The organism is Paenibacillus diazotrophicus, from assembly GCF_042610465.1.
In genome coordinates, this window is record NZ_JBGJZN010000001.1 from 1924601 (window position 1) to 1939106 (window position 14506).

Here is a 14506-nt window from a genome sequence, read left to right on the forward strand (position 1 = left end):
CAATCCGGGACACGCTCAGGCGGGAAAAACAGGAATAAAGTCATGTAAAGATAAGTTTATTGACAGCCCCTAATTAATTTCGCAAAAACAAAAAGATAACGCCCGAATGAAGCCCGGAAGCCATCTTATAATGTTCATCTGAAGCATTGCATTTCAAATGGCATTAAATACCCATATTAACCCGTAGCGTGTTGGGCAATATTAATTCTCGCAACAAAAAATTTCTTGTAGTAAACACAAAAAAAAATGGTCTGTAGCAATCTTGTCAATGTGCTCTGAACAACAAATGGATAATCGTAAAAAGCATTCCATGATAATCATGTATTTCCACAAGACTGGAAGGTGAACTTTGACACTAATGAAAAACAGATATCTCGTCTCTGCTGTTATTCTTCTGCTTGTTTCCTTACATTTCTCCGTTGAAAGGGCTGCTGCAAATCCCAGTGAACCCGATCGTGAGCTTGAAGCCGAGCTTGAAAACATTTATGCGGATAGAGCCAAAATCATCATTAATGGCAAAACGGGTCTCCTTAAGGAACATTACTTTATGGAACAGACCTTGAGTAAACATGCTCTCCAGCATGAACGCAATAGAACCGAATATATGAATACTTGGGCGGAGAAGCGGAATATTAAATTAATCCATGCCAACAACAACATTCGGATGATCCGCCGGAGCATCATTGGAGATACCGCCAAAGTATCTTTGGTACAATCACTTAAAATCACCTATGTATACAACAATAAAATTATCCCTGAGCAATACTTCGGCGTTGGGACGCGCCATTTTATGACCTTGAAGAAAAGTAACGGTCACTGGAGAATCACGCGCGAATGGTATTTGGACCCTCTGGATGAGAATCCCCGGAAGATCGCGGAAAAAGCTGAGCGGGCTGCTCCTTCTGTCACACCCAAATCAAATCAAAATGATGACAAGAACTTCAATCGCCTGCGGGCCGTCGCATATGCAAATAAATATGCCGGAGCTGCATGGGGGGCTGGAAATCAGCATCACTATAATAAAAAATATCTGGATTATACCAGTAAAGGCGGGGATTGTACGAACTTTGCCTCACAGGTTATCGGGGATTCTGAAGAAGGCGGAGGTTTGCCAATGAATGGAGCCTGGCGGTATTTCTATAAATCCGGCGGCACACAAACCTGGGTACAAACCGATTCCTTCAGCAGATTTCTCTTGAGGTCAGGATACGGGGAACTAATTGCCAAAGGCAATTATCAGCAGATTATGTCCCCGTCTAATAAATATCCCGGTGGGGCCATTTCAAAGCTTCAGCCTGGAGATCTGATTGGCTATATCCTGAAGCACGATGATACGGACCATTTCTCCGTGATAGTCGGATTTGATGATTCGGGCTATCCGCTTGTCAATTCTCACACCGCAGACCGGTATCGCGTTCCTTTTGATCTGGGCTGGGACGAAGATACCAAATACCAGCTTTTTCACATCAAAGGATGAACAATTCAGGCTTGTCAGCATAACACAGAATCAATGTCATAAATTAATCATATGATATTGGTGTTATGTTGGAGGTATTATGAAAGTTTCCCGTCTGTTAAGGCAATCTGCAATCAGAGCTTTTGCTTTGTTCATCGTGAAACTAATCGGACTGATCGGTCGTGTGATCTTGACAAGAATTGTTGGTGCAGAAGGAATTGGTCTGTATCAAATCGCCTACTCTTTTTACGGATTTGTGCTTATGTTCACAGGGGGATTGCCGACAACCTTGGCTATGGCAAGTGCAAAGAAACCTGCCCAAAGCTGGAGTCTACTTAAAATCATATCGCTGGGCGTTATTTTTTCTGGAGGAATTGTCAGTCTGGTGGTTTTTCGGCAGGCCACCGCTATCTCCGAAAGGCTAGGTAATCCCGGTCTGGAATTTTCAATTCGAAGTCTCGCTCCTGCACTGTTAGCTGTGCCGCTCTTGGGATTGGTGCGGGGATACTTGCAGGGTCACAAACAAATTGGGGTTATAGCGCTGTCCGAGATTATCGAGCAATCCTCCAGAATTTTCTTCTTACTATTGATTGTCTGGCATGTCTTGCCCCTTGGGATCAACCGCGCAATAGGTTCAGGGATTTACAGTACTTTCATAGGCGCATTGTTCGCCTTTTCTCTGCTCACTGTCTATATTTCTATAAATAAAGCAAGCTTTCATAACAACACCAGTTATTCAGTCCAGTCTCTTCCGATCTTCTGGTTCATTCAATCTTCACTTATGATCTCTGCCACAAGACTTATCATTCCCGCCTCTGAATTTATAGATGCTGTACTCATTCCCAATCGGCTGCTAGCAGCTGGCTATAGCACATCCGAAGCAACCTCTATATATGGAGTAATCTATGGAATGGCTGTCATTGTAGCCTATGCGCCCACCCTTCTGACTGGAGCCTTGTGCCACACCCTGACCGTGCAAATGGCGGCGGAGTGGCAGCAGGGAATGATGAAGAGATTTAATCATCTTTCCGCTACAGCCTTAAAAATATGCTGGTTATGGGGAATGGCAACAGCCCTATTTCTAAAGGGATATGCCCCTGAGCTATCATTATTTATCTTCAATACAGAAACAGCCGGACCTGCTATAAAATATTTAGCGGCGATCCCCCTATTGGTGGGTTTTCGCGAAATCTCCACCAGTATTTTGTGGTCACAGGATATCAGGAAGAGTCCATTTTACGGACTTCTTACAGGAATCACCTGCTCCATTATTGTCCAATATTTTCTGGTAGGAATCCCCGGTTTCGGTTATAAGGGTGCAGCCATTTCCATACTTTCACTGGAGGTAATTGCTTCTATATGGAACTTGCGGGCTTTACGGATTAAGCTAAATAAGCTCAGTAGATTGTTATTTGCCTTACTATGTGATCTCATGGTTCTATCTGTCACATTGTTCGGAGTCAGGCAATTATCGCAATCTTATCATGGAACAGCAGTGAGCTTATGGAGGTTTCTGTTTGCAGCTCTCTTGTATTTTCTGGTTTCGGGACTTTATATGTATCTTCGGTGCATGCGAAATAGAAAATAGATACAATTCAAAGCCTTGTTAACATACGCTCAGGCTTTACATCTCCGGTTTATTTAAACCAGCCCTTTTCCTTAAATCGGGTAATCGCTTCAATCCGGTTCCCTACGTCAAGCTTATCGAGTATTACAGATATGTAGTTGCGTACTGTTCCGGTTGTGATGTAGAGCTGGCTGGCGATCTCTTTCGTATTTTTGCCATCGGCAATGAGTCCGAGCACTTCCTTCTCCCGCTGGGTCAAGGGATTCGCTTCATTGCTGTAGGCCTCATCCATCAGTTCGGGAGCATAGAGCCTTTTGCCGGCCATTACACTGCGGATCGCGAGCGCAAGCTCTTCACTTGGACTGTCCTTCAGCAGATAAGCATCCACACCGGCTTTGACAGCACGTTCGAAATACCCCGCACGTGCAAAGGTGGTCAGAATCATTATTTTACAGACAGAATCCTTCAAGGCCTCCGCAGCCTCAAGACCGCTCATCGCCGGCATCTCAATATCCATGATACAAATATCCGGCTGGTGCAGCTGCACGAGCTTGACAGCCTCCTCACCGTTGCTTGCCCGGCCTACCACCTGCATATCTTCCTCAAGATCCAGCAGGGAAGCAAGTGCCCCCAGCAGCATGCGCTGATCTTCAGCAATTACTATTTTGATCATAGTTCTTTTACCTCCAGTTCCGGTTGCTTAAAGACATTCGGCACCTTAATGACGAGCGTCGTTCCTTGATCTTGCACTACATCCATACTTCCGTTCACGAATTCAAGCCGCTCCTTCATCCCCTGCAGCCCGTGTCCCTTATCGTACAGGTTGGTTCCTTCAATTCCCGTACCGTTATCCTTCACCCTAATCTGCAGGTCGGTCCGTGACGGTTCGATCAGCACCTGGCAAAGTGTTGCTTGGCTGTGCTTCACTACATTGGTAATAGCTTCCTTCAGACACATGCTTAGTACATTCTCTGTAATCAAGGAGGTATTCGTCAGCCTCGGACTGCCCTCCAAAGTGAATTCAATTTCTGCCGCCTGCAGCAATTGCCGGATACGTACCAGCTCATCCTCCAGACGGATTCCGCGCATTTGCGTAACCATTTCCCTGACTTCCTTGAGTGCACTTCTGGCAGTCTGGCGGACGTCATTAATCTCGTGTACCGCTTGCGCCGGATTTTTGTAAATCAATTTGCCGGCCAGATCACTTTTGAGGCCGATCAGCGACAGCTTCTGTCCAAGTGTATCGTGCAGATCCCGGGCGATCCGTTGCCGCTCCTCCATGATTACCAGTTCAGAAATGCGTTTGTTGGCATCCTCCAGCTGACCCTGCAGCTTATCCTGGTTGTTCCGGTTATGCGTTGTCGCGGGCAGAAGAACTACCGCGATCATACTCACCAATACAAACGGAATCTGTGAGATGAATACAGGGTTTCTAGTAATCAGCTCATAGTTGATAGCTACGATAGTGGTCAGCAGATGAATCGAATACAGAATAAAAAAACCGGCTCTTTTCTGAATATTCCCGATAAAAAAGGCAATAAACAAAGCAAAATACATATATCCGAACAGCAGAGTCATGGTAATTGAGACAACGATCTGCACACTGGTCCAGAAATAGACAACCCAGCCCTTCGATTTGAAGGAGAGGACATAGCAGGCGAAAAAGACCATAATCATAACGATTCCATAGACCCACTGGTTCTGATTCACCGAAGCGGAACGGAAGATGAAATAAAACGGGAGAATATAAAACACTACCCATACATATGGGCTGAGACCCGTACTTTTGTGAAAAATATGATGCCACTTCTGCATGTCAGCCATCCTTTTTGCCAGCAAGTTTGTACCCCCATTTTAGCATAAACCCAGCATCCTCCAACAATATGCAGCAAAAAAAGAGAAAGAGCAGCGCCTGATGTTCTCCGGCTGCTTCTTTCTCTGCTATATATTTTATTCGCCCTGGAATCCGGGTTTGATGACTTTCAGGCCATCTGTTCCCGGTTTCGGCTCTTTCATTCTCGCCTTGATCTCCCTGAAACCGACAAAACCTTTATTCTCTTCATCCCATAAGCGGAAATGGAGGGCCTTCAGGCTGGTTCCGATGGTAATCGTTGTTGCATGCTGCAGCGGTGTGGAGGCATTGTGTGCCAGCTCCAGATTATAGTTCGGCACCTTCGGACTTAGATGATGAACATGGTGAAATCCGATATTACCGGTAATCCATTGCAGCAGCTTAGGCAGTTTATAATAAGAGCTGCCTTCCACTGCGGCTGATACATAGCTCCACTCCTCTTCATGCTCGAAGTAGGAATCCTCAAATTGATGCTGTACATAGAACAGCCAAATGCCTAGAAAGCCGGATACGAATACAACAGGCAACTGTACCAGCAGAAAAGCCTGCCAGCCCATGGCCCAGATCAATGCAGCATAAAGTGCGGCAATAGAAACATTAGTTAAGTAAGTGTTCATCCGCTCCTTGCGTCTTGCACCCTTGGCATTGAAACGGTACTGAATCAGGAAGACAGCGATCGGCCCGACCACGAACATGATCAGCGGATTGCGGTAAATGCGGTAGTACAGGCGCTTCAATGGCTTCGCAGCAATATACTCCTCTACCGTCATAATCCAGATATCGCCGATTCCCCGTTTATCGAGGTTACTGCTCCCGGCATGATGGATAGAATGGCTATGCTTCCACTGGCGATAGGGTACAAGCGTCAGTACGCCCGTAATCGTGCCGATGATATCATTGGCTTTGCGGTTTTTGAAGAACGAGCCATGGCAGCAGTCATGGAAAATAATAAAGGTGCGGATCACGAATCCCGCAGCTGGGACCGCGAACAAAAGCGTGAGTCCGTAGGATACAGACAGGCTGAAATAGGCTGCCATCCATAAAAGTACCAGCGGAACGAGTGTATTGATCAATTGTCTGATGCTCGCACTCTGATTAGTTTTTTCAAAAGGGGCCATGCTTTTTTTCAGGCTGGAGAGCTGTGATGTCTGGTTTGTAGTCATCTTGTTCATTTCCTCCTCGGATGTGCCCGGTCACGGATACATTCATCTATCTTAATTATAGAGAAGTATGTGTCATCTGCGGAAGACATAAACATCAATGATACAGTATGACAAATGTCATACTTATGACAGGGAGACAGGCTGAACACCTCGTTTATCCCTGGGAGAAAGCTCCTTCCATGTATCCGGACAGCATCAAGCCAACCACCAATACAACAAAAAACCGCAGCAAAGGTCTTCAAGACCAGCTCCTGCGGTTTTGTTAGGCAAACTTAACATCAGAGATAAGGCAAAGCCTAATTAGCCTGCCGGGAATTCAATTCACGGTATTCCGTAGGTGTTTTTCCGGTGGCTTTCTTGAATACCTGCGTAAAGTAACGCGGATCCTGATAGCCGACAAGCGGTGCAACCTGATAGACCTTAACATTGCTGTTCTGCAAAATATATTTGGCTTTCTCCATCCGGCAGTGGGTTACGTATTCCAGGAAGGTATAGCCCGAGATTTGTTTGAACAGGGTGCAAAAGTGGCTGATGCTCAGATCTGCGACCTCCGATACCTCTTCTATGCTGAGATCCTTATGGTAATTTGCCTCAATATACCGTTTGGACTTCTCCACGATGCTCCGGCCATCCTCACGGGTGGCAGATTTATGGCTCTCCAGCATCCACTCGCGAAATTCCATCTTCAGTGCCGCAATCATAGCTGAAAGTGTACCTAGACCGTGTAGCCTGCTGAGCAATCCTTCTAAGGACCAGTCAGTATGCATATTGAGATGTTCAAACTGTCGGTACAGCACCACAATCATCTCAATAATCAGCCTCTCCGCAAGCTCCTGCGGCAATCCCTGTGCTTCAATGAAACTGGACAATTCATCGAATAAGGACAGCATCCGCTCAAGATCTACGGTGCGGATACTTTCAATCAGGGCAAGCTCCAGCTCTTTCGGATATTTCACTTCCCGGCTTCCGCCAGGTAAGGAATCCTCATCGAGGAATACACCTGCCTGACCTGAATAAAACCGCTGGTACAGAGCTTTGCAAGCAAGCGGGTACACGGTGCTCAATTGATTAAGCCCGTGTGTGATGCGGCTGATCCCCACTGAACATTCCAGCTTGGAATATCTTTTGATCCCTTCGATCAACTGTTCGCCAAGTTCTTTTCTGCCGGTAGTAAGATTTCCTGGAAAAAGCAGGATCCATTCACCGTTATAGAACGGGAACACAGACAACACACCATTTTCCAGCGACCACTCTTCCAGAATGTTCCTTACCGCGAACAGCCAAAGGCGCTTCTCCTCCACACTCCACTCGGCGATCAGAGCGGCATAATGATCCAGCCGGACCACCGCCATGAAATAGTCGCTCTCCAGCTCACTGTTCTCCAGCCATTTGAGATGCTGAAGCGGACGCGGATTACCAAGCGTGAACTCGGCAAACATCCGCTCACGGGCCAGCATCGACAGAGTCTGTACCGAGAGCATCAGCTGTTCATTCTCCTTCTGATGGTCGAGTCTTGCTCTGGCCCGTGTGAGCATCTCGGTTAATTCCTCATGATCAATTGGTTTCAGCAAATAATCAAATGCCCCCTGCCGCAGTGCTTCCCGTGCATACTCAAACTCCCCGTACCCGCTGATAAAGATAAAGATCAGCTTACCACTGCGCGGCAGCACCTCCTTCATCAGTGCAATACCATCAAGAACTGGCATGCGGATGTCGCTGATGATAATGTCAGGTTCCGTCTCCTCGATCATATGCAGCGCCACTTCCCCATTCCGCGCTTCCCCCACAATAGTAAGGCCAAGTTCTTCCCACGGTATGGCAACCTTCAAGCTTCGCAGAATGACCGGTTCATCATCCACCAGCAGCACTTTATAATTCACCTGTGTTACCCCCATCTAAAGACCCCCCCAGGCTTATTGAATGGCCGAGCTCCGAATCAATTTCCAGTATTGTTCCGATGAGGCCTGCAGCTGCTTTAATGCCTCATTGCCCTGCAGACCGCCATCAATCATCTCTTCTATGACACTCAGGAATGTTTTCTTGACCTCAGGGGAAAGGAGATTATCATACGGCACAAAGCTCTGCTGATTTTTCTCCATCATCTCCATGACTTGTGCAAATACCGGCCCTGTCTTATTCGGATCAATGATAATCCGCATGGACGGGATTCTTAAGCCTTCGTATACAATCCGTCTCTGTATCTCTTGTGTATAGAATGCTTGCATCAGCGCAAGCGCCGCTTCCCGTTTGGCTCCGCTCAGGCTCGAAGACAATCCGATTCCGATGGTGTACCCGCCCGCAATAGAGGCTTCCTCATCACTTCCTAGAGCCGGGAACGGAATAACCCCTACCTCGTTCTGGAAACCCTCAGATGCCTTCTCTCCAGTGAACAGGTTAATATCCCAGTTGCCGTTCAAATACATGGCAGCTTGCCCGTTTGTAAACAGGCCGACTGCATTTTCCGGTGATGTATCATTAGAGAGCGGACTAAATGCCTCTTCGTGGATCCACTCACCCAAATGCCGGAAAGCTTGTTTGTAATAGCTGTTCTCAAAGCTGGCTCCATCCTTGCCGGTGACCAGCTTCTGGATCAGATCCGGACCGGCATAGCGGTCCATTAAATAATGGGCAAATATTCCCGCAGGCCAGCGGTCTTCATTGCCGAGCGCAAAGGGAATGTAGCCGGCCTGCTTCAGTTGGCGGATCGCCTCATCCAGTTCAGCCAGCGTCTCAGGCACCTTAATACCGAGCTTGTTGAAGATCGTCCGGTTATAGTACAGCGGCTCCGCATTGCCTTCAATCGGCAGACCGTAAATATGATTATTATTGAACGTCCAGAGGTGCAGATCCTTGAACTGATCCTTCAAACCGTTCTCCTCGGCAAAGTCCGTCAAATCCATCAAACGGTTGGAGCGGACATAAGGTTCAATCTCGGCCCCTCCGAATAACACGAACATATCCGGCGGCGTACCGGTAACCATTTCACTCTTCAGCTTTTGCTCCCGGTGTATGGTCTGGTCCAGTCCCTCGAAATTCACTTTGACATTAGGATGCTCCTGCTGATACTCCTCCACAACCTCTTCAAAAATAGCCAGTAATGGCCGGTCATGCTCCTTAATCCAAAAATGGCGGAAGGTGAGTGTAATTTTCTCCTGGGCATTGTCCTCAATAGGTTCCCTTCTGCCTTGCATAATAAAGAAGACCGCCCCCGACATCAGGCCAATATAAAGAATGATCCATCCCCGTTTCATCAGCCATCTTTGGATCGTCTGCTTCCTGGTCATTCCGTCAGCCCCCGTCATGGCAGAATTCTCGGAATGCGGATACATATCGTTGACCCGAAACCTGGGGAGGAACAGACTACAATGCCATAAGGATTGCCGAACCTGATCTTCAGGCGCTCATGCACATTTTTAAGCCCGACCCCGCTGTCGCTGTATTTTTTCGGATTGATGCGTTCCTTATTCCACAGACTCATCATCGTAGCAAGATCAAAGCCCGGGCCATTATCCTTGACAATAATAATCAGATCCCTTCCCATCTCCTCCGCAGAGATTGTAATCACTCCATGCTCCTCCATCTGTTCAATGGCATGGTATAAGGCATTCTCGACAATGGGCTGAACTATGAGCTTTTGAGTCATCAGATACTTAAGGGAATCCGGCAGCTCCAGCGCATAAGAGAACTTGTCTTCAAAACGGAATTTCTGGATATCCAGATAATGGCGGACATGCTCAAACTCCATCTGCAGCGGAATCAGTTCCTGATTCTGACTGATGCTGATCCTCAGCAGCTTACCAAGCGAGATCACCATTTTACTGATATCCCGGTTGCCTGCCAGTATAGCCATGGAATTGATGGATTCCAGTGAATTATAGATGAAATGCGGGTTAATCTGTGCCATCAGCGCCTGCATCTCCGCTTCCTTCTTACGGCCCTGCTCCGTCTGCACCTGCTCGATCAGTTCTACGATCTGCGAGCTCATCCGGTTAAAACCGTCAATCAGCGAATCGCTCTCATCGTCGGCACGAGGGGGAATGGTAATGGGTGTAAAAATCCCCTGCTTCACCCGTTTCATACCGTTCACTGCACTGTTGATGCTGCGCACAAGCCTGCGCACAAAATAATGGTCAAATAAAAAAGCAGATATCAGCGAGACCGCACCCAGTATGAGCGCAATATTGCGGATGGAGACTGACTCTGATGATATCAGATTCATCGGTGTAATCGCTGCCAAATACCAGTCTGCATTATGTGAAGGGAGGAAAGTAATCAGTGATTTCTCCCCCTGATAATTGTCGATGTAATAATCCTCATCCTGAGAATAGTTATCCTGTAAAAAAGGAAAATCCGTTCGTTGTCCGATATGCTCTCCGGATTTGGTAAAGACGATGTTCCCCTGCTTGTTCACCAGCAGAATATCCCCTTTTTTCAGTGTGGCGGCTTCCCAGAAGATTTGATCCAGCAAATCCGGCTTCACATACACCACCAGATAGCCGATATCTTCCAGCGAATAATAATCCTTAATAATTCTGGCCTGCACCAGCACAGGGTGACCCGAAGCTTCCGAACCGTTCTCCCCTGGACCAGACCAGACAGGGCGCCCCTCTGCGCCCTCCATTGCCCCATACCAGACTTGCTTCCGCATGTCAGCGAAGGACATCGGAGCGTTGTATTGATACAATAAGCGGTCTTTGCCATACAAACTAAAGGATGTAATCATAGGATGATTGATCAGCAGATTATTGATCTCCTGCTTACGGTCATACGTCAGCACAAAATCCGGCTGCTTCAGTGACTGCTGAATCGCCGGCTGTGTAATGGCCGAATTGGTTATGGATGAGATTTCACTGAGCGCAAACTTCAGCTTGCGGTCGGTTTCCAGAAGGGAGATCCAGTAGAAATTGCTGGATTTCTTCTCCATGGCATTGGAAAAATTAACGTAGGTCACACTTCCCATCACAATGACGGGGATGAACACGAGAAGAATAATAGCGAACAATATTTTGCGGCGGAGCTTCATAAATCCTTCCCTTCCTCCTGCTGTCCTATGTCCTTATTATTCTTCACGGCAATCCTTAATTCCTCTTAGCTCTTGATCGCACCCGACGTAAGTCCGGCAATGACCCAGCGGCTGAAGAGCAGGAATACAACGAGCAGCGGTAGTGTTGCGGTGAATGTTGCAGACATAATCATTCCATAATCCAGGCCGTCACGCGTGGTGAACAGCTGCTGCAATGCAATCTGAATGGTGAAATTCTCTTTGTTCTTCAGCACGACGAGCGGCCAGAAGAAATCATTCCATACGGTCATGAAATTTAGAATACCAAGCGTAGCCATAGCTGGTGTAATGACAGGAATTGCAATGTTCCAGAAGATACGGAAATGACCTCCGCCGTCGATCCGACCGGCTTCAATCAGCTCCGTATGTACAGCTGTGGAAATGTACTGGCGCATCCAGAAGATCCCGAAGGCATTAACCATCGCTGGTACAATCAGCGCTTTGAAACTGTCGATCCAGTGCAGTTTGGCCATAATGACATAGGTTGGCAATACTCCGAGCTGCTGCGGCACGAACAGGGTGGCAATGACGAAGTAGAATAGTACATTTTTGAACGGAAACTCATATTTGGCAAACGCATAACCGGCCAGTGTGCAGAAGAATACGACCGAAACCGTCACCATTGATGATACAAACAGGGAGTTGCCCAGTGCCTGGAAGAAATCCGATTTATCCAGTACACGCTTGAAGTTGTCAATGAACTGATCCCCGATGGTCAAGAGCGGCGGCACATGGAATACAGCACCTTTGTCATTGGTACCTACCACAAACATCCAGTAAAACGGGAAGATGGACACCAGGGCCCCGAGAATTAGCAGAACATAGAACCAGAACTTACCGAAAAGGCCGAGATCGTCCGGATTTTTTTTGAACATACGCAGTGTGCTCACGCTTTTTTCCCTCCTGTATCTCCGCCCATGCGGCTTGAGACCAGCATATTAAGCAAGGAGAAAATAATCGTGACGAGGAACAGCAGAACTGCCGTAGCCGCCGCCGTACCAAAGAATCCATTACGGAAAGCTTCACTGTAGAGATAGGTCACCATCGTAATTCCTTCCTGTCTAGTCGATCCGGTTCCGGATTGGCCCAGGAATACATATGGCTCTGTAAAGAGCTGCAATGCTCCAATCGTTGAGAGCAGGGTAACAAAAATTATGAACGGACGCAGCAGCGGCAGGGTAATGAAGGTAAGCTGCTGTCTTCTGCTCGCTCCATCAATGCGGGCCGCTTCATACAGATCCATTGGAATACTCTGCAAGCCAGATAGGAAAATAATGGCATTGTAGCCCGTCCAGCGCCACATGACCATTGAAGAAATGGCGATTTTAACACCCCACCAGCCAGAGTTGAAGGCCATGCTGTCCAGACCGAGTCCATTCAGCATCCAGTTGATCATACCGTTATTACCGAACAACGTACTGAATACGAGAGTAACGGCAACAATCGAAGTGATGTTCGGCATGAAATAGAGGATACGGAACGTTTTCTTGAAACGGGTCATCCCCGAATGCAGGAGTACTGCCAGCAGCAGCGCAAGAATAATCTGCGGTACAGTTCCCATAAGGCCCATAATGAGCGTGTTGGTGAAAGAGATCCAGAAAGTAGGGTCGCTCGTCACCAGATCATAGTTTTTCATACCGACGAATTTCATGGGACCCAGTGCATCCCACTTAAAAAAGGATAAATAAATTGTGAAGAATATCGGGTACAGTCCAAATATCGAGAACAGAATAAAGAAAGGAGAAATAAAGGTATATGCAGTAATGCGGCTCCGTCTTTGTTCAGTTAAAAAAGGGCGTTTGCTCTCGGCATGTGGACTCGCGAGTACGGGCTCAGCCATGTCACACCTCCAGGGAATATAACGTTTTTAAATCCGGATTCAAGGAGGATACTGCTCCCCCATGAATCCGGACGATCATAACAACTTAATTGAACTAATTAACCGCGTTCTGCCAGAGTCTTCGCCTGTTTTACGGCTTCATCCCACTCTTTGGCCGGATCGGCTTTCTTCTCCAGTACATTCTTCAGTGCGTTCTTGAAGAACGTATCCGTCTGGTCATGCAGAGGACCGTAGTAGACAGGTTTTACACGGTTTGCTGATTTACCGAATTCAACCGCAGTCTGCTGGCCGCCGAAGAATTCATCCTTGAAGTCCTTAAAGGCAGGATCTTCATACAGTGCAGGAATGGAAGGCATCAGACCTTTAGTCTTGAACGATTCGAGCTGGTTGTCTTTATTAACAAGCCATTGGATGAAGTCATAAGCTTCCTTAGGATGCTTGCCTTCCTTCGGCAGGGTGATGAATGATCCGCCCCAGTTGCCGGCACCTTCTGGAAGCTGAGCAATTTTCCATTTACCGGAGGAATCCGGTGCATTGCTCTTAATATTACCGGCCATCCATGCAGGTCCCATAACTACTGCAAAGGAACCGTCGTTCATGCCTTGGCCCCACTCAGGAGACCACAGCATTACATTGCTGATCCATCCTTCCTGAATACCCTTAACTGTGAAATCATATGCCTTCTTAACCTGCGGATTCGTGTCACCGATGAATTTGCCATCAGCTTTGCTGAAGTAAATTTCGTCAGCCGACTGGTCGCGCAGAGCGTTATAAGTCAGATCCGTCAGATCCACAAACGGCTTGCCGGTCTTGTCTTTGAACGCTTTGGCTACTGTAGCAAATTTATCCCAGGTATCGATGGCAGCACCGAAGCCGTCTGGATCATCCGGTAGACCGGCATCTTTAGCCAAGTCGGTACGGTAGTATACAACAGTAGGTCCGATATCTGTTGGAAGACCCAATTGGAAGCTGCCATCCTTGGAAGAGGCTTGTTTCCATTTCCAGTCCAGATAATTGGCTTGAATATCCTTCGCGCCATAATCGTTCAGGTTGTAGAATTTATCCTGGGCCCCCAGGAAACGTTCCATGAAACCGATTTCAAGTTGGAAAATATCCGGTGCTCCCGAACCTGCTGACAATGCAGTCGTCAGGTTGTTGTGGTGAGCGGTCTGGTCACCGGTGTTCTGAACCTTAATGGTAACATTCGGATGTTCCTTGGTATACTGGTTCCCCAACTCTTCATAGTTGACGTTACCGAGTGTCCAGAAAGAGAGCTCAATTTTTTCAGCAGGATCTGCTGCCTTTTCTGTTGCTGGAGCATTAGTACTTGCCGCATTGTTACCTGAATTATCTTTTTTACCGTCGTTCCCGGCGTTATTGTTTCCTCCGCATCCTGCCAGTGAACCGACGAGCAGAACGGCGGCAAGTGACACTGCCAGGTGATTTGCTTTTCTCATTCCTCTGTACCCCTTTCAAAGGTTTCTCTTACTATATTTAGTGTACAGTAGGCGATCTTTTTTTTTGAGGAGGCAAACTTCTGATTTATGGTGGAAATACTTACGATAG

At 47.3% G+C, this 14506-nt stretch carries 11 protein-coding genes; 2 read left to right on the plus strand and 9 right to left on the minus strand.

Annotation, left to right across the window (positions count from 1 at the left end):
• Positions 1-358 precede the first annotated feature (358 nt).
• Both ACAN54_RS08755 and ACAN54_RS08760 read left to right on the plus strand, forming a co-directional pair.
• Positions 359-1477 carry an amidase domain-containing protein gene (locus ACAN54_RS08755; protein ID WP_379153076.1) on the plus strand — a complete coding sequence of 373 codons (1119 nt, stop codon included), beginning with the start codon at positions 359-361 and terminating at the stop codon, positions 1475-1477.
• Positions 1478-1556: 79 nt separating this feature from the next.
• Positions 1557-3044 (plus strand): oligosaccharide flippase family protein, encoded by a 1488-nt coding sequence (locus ACAN54_RS08760; RefSeq protein ID WP_379153078.1) that lies wholly within the window; start codon positions 1557-1559, stop codon positions 3042-3044.
• Between the two features lie 49 nt (positions 3045-3093).
• On the opposite strand, the gene ACAN54_RS08765 is transcribed toward ACAN54_RS08760, so the two are convergent.
• From ACAN54_RS08765 to ACAN54_RS08805, 9 genes are all read right to left on the minus strand, one after another.
• Positions 3094-3696, minus strand: coding sequence for a response regulator (locus ACAN54_RS08765; RefSeq protein ID WP_379153080.1), 603 nt, complete (start codon positions 3694-3696; stop codon positions 3094-3096).
• Positions 3693-4838: a sensor histidine kinase gene (locus tag ACAN54_RS08770; protein ID WP_379154177.1), complete on the minus strand. Its 1146-nt coding sequence runs from the start codon at positions 4836-4838 to the stop codon at positions 3693-3695. The genes ACAN54_RS08765 and ACAN54_RS08770 overlap by 4 nt, the downstream gene beginning before the upstream one ends.
• A 135-nt stretch (positions 4839-4973) precedes the next feature.
• A complete protein-coding gene (desA, locus tag ACAN54_RS08775; RefSeq protein ID WP_379153083.1) occupies positions 4974-6038 on the minus strand; it encodes a Delta(5) desaturase DesA in 1065 nt (354 codons plus the stop codon).
• Positions 6039-6334: 296 nt separating this feature from the next.
• A complete protein-coding gene (locus ACAN54_RS08780) occupies positions 6335-7933 on the minus strand; it encodes a response regulator (protein ID WP_379153086.1) in 1599 nt (532 codons plus the stop codon).
• A gap of 18 nt (positions 7934-7951) precedes the next feature.
• Positions 7952-9322, minus strand: coding sequence for an ABC transporter substrate-binding protein (locus ACAN54_RS08785; protein ID WP_379153089.1), 1371 nt, complete (start codon positions 9320-9322; stop codon positions 7952-7954).
• A 14-nt stretch (positions 9323-9336) separates the two neighbouring features.
• Entirely contained in the window at positions 9337-11061 is a 1725-nt protein-coding gene (locus ACAN54_RS08790) for a sensor histidine kinase (RefSeq protein WP_379153091.1), read from the minus strand.
• 65 nt (positions 11062-11126) lie between these two features.
• Positions 11127-11975, minus strand: coding sequence for a carbohydrate ABC transporter permease (locus ACAN54_RS08795; protein WP_379154179.1), 849 nt, complete (start codon positions 11973-11975; stop codon positions 11127-11129).
• 11 nt (positions 11976-11986) lie between these two features.
• Positions 11987-12940, minus strand: a complete 954-nt coding sequence (locus tag ACAN54_RS08800; RefSeq protein WP_379153093.1) for a carbohydrate ABC transporter permease — start codon at positions 12938-12940, stop codon at positions 11987-11989.
• A 98-nt stretch (positions 12941-13038) separates the two neighbouring features.
• Positions 13039-14397, minus strand: a complete 1359-nt coding sequence (locus ACAN54_RS08805; RefSeq protein ID WP_379153095.1) for an extracellular solute-binding protein — start codon at positions 14395-14397, stop codon at positions 13039-13041.
• Positions 14398-14506: the final 109 nt, after the last annotated feature.

Coding starts and splice junctions, on each gene's coding strand:
- ACAN54_RS08755 (WP_379153076.1), top strand. CDS start 359: ATGAAAAACAGATATCTCGTCTCTGCTGTTATTCTTCTGCTTGTTTCC.
- ACAN54_RS08760 (WP_379153078.1), top strand. CDS start 1,557: ATGAAAGTTTCCCGTCTGTTAAGGCAATCTGCAATCAGAGCTTTTGCT.
- ACAN54_RS08765 (WP_379153080.1), bottom strand. CDS start 3,696: ATGATCAAAATAGTAATTGCTGAAGATCAGCGCATGCTGCTGGGGGCA.
- ACAN54_RS08770 (WP_379154177.1), bottom strand. CDS start 4,838: ATGCAGAAGTGGCATCATATTTTTCACAAAAGTACGGGTCTCAGCCCA.
- desA (WP_379153083.1), bottom strand. CDS start 6,038: ATGACTACAAACCAGACATCACAGCTCTCCAGCCTGAAAAAAAGCATG.
- ACAN54_RS08780 (WP_379153086.1), bottom strand. CDS start 7,933: ATGGGGGTAACACAGGTGAATTATAAAGTGCTGCTGGTGGATGATGAA.
- ACAN54_RS08785 (WP_379153089.1), bottom strand. CDS start 9,322: ATGACCAGGAAGCAGACGATCCAAAGATGGCTGATGAAACGGGGATGG.
- ACAN54_RS08790 (WP_379153091.1), bottom strand. CDS start 11,061: ATGAAGCTCCGCCGCAAAATATTGTTCGCTATTATTCTTCTCGTGTTC.
- ACAN54_RS08795 (WP_379154179.1), bottom strand. CDS start 11,975: ATGTTCAAAAAAAATCCGGACGATCTCGGCCTTTTCGGTAAGTTCTGG.
- ACAN54_RS08800 (WP_379153093.1), bottom strand. CDS start 12,940: ATGGCTGAGCCCGTACTCGCGAGTCCACATGCCGAGAGCAAACGCCCT.
- ACAN54_RS08805 (WP_379153095.1), bottom strand. CDS start 14,397: ATGAGAAAAGCAAATCACCTGGCAGTGTCACTTGCCGCCGTTCTGCTC.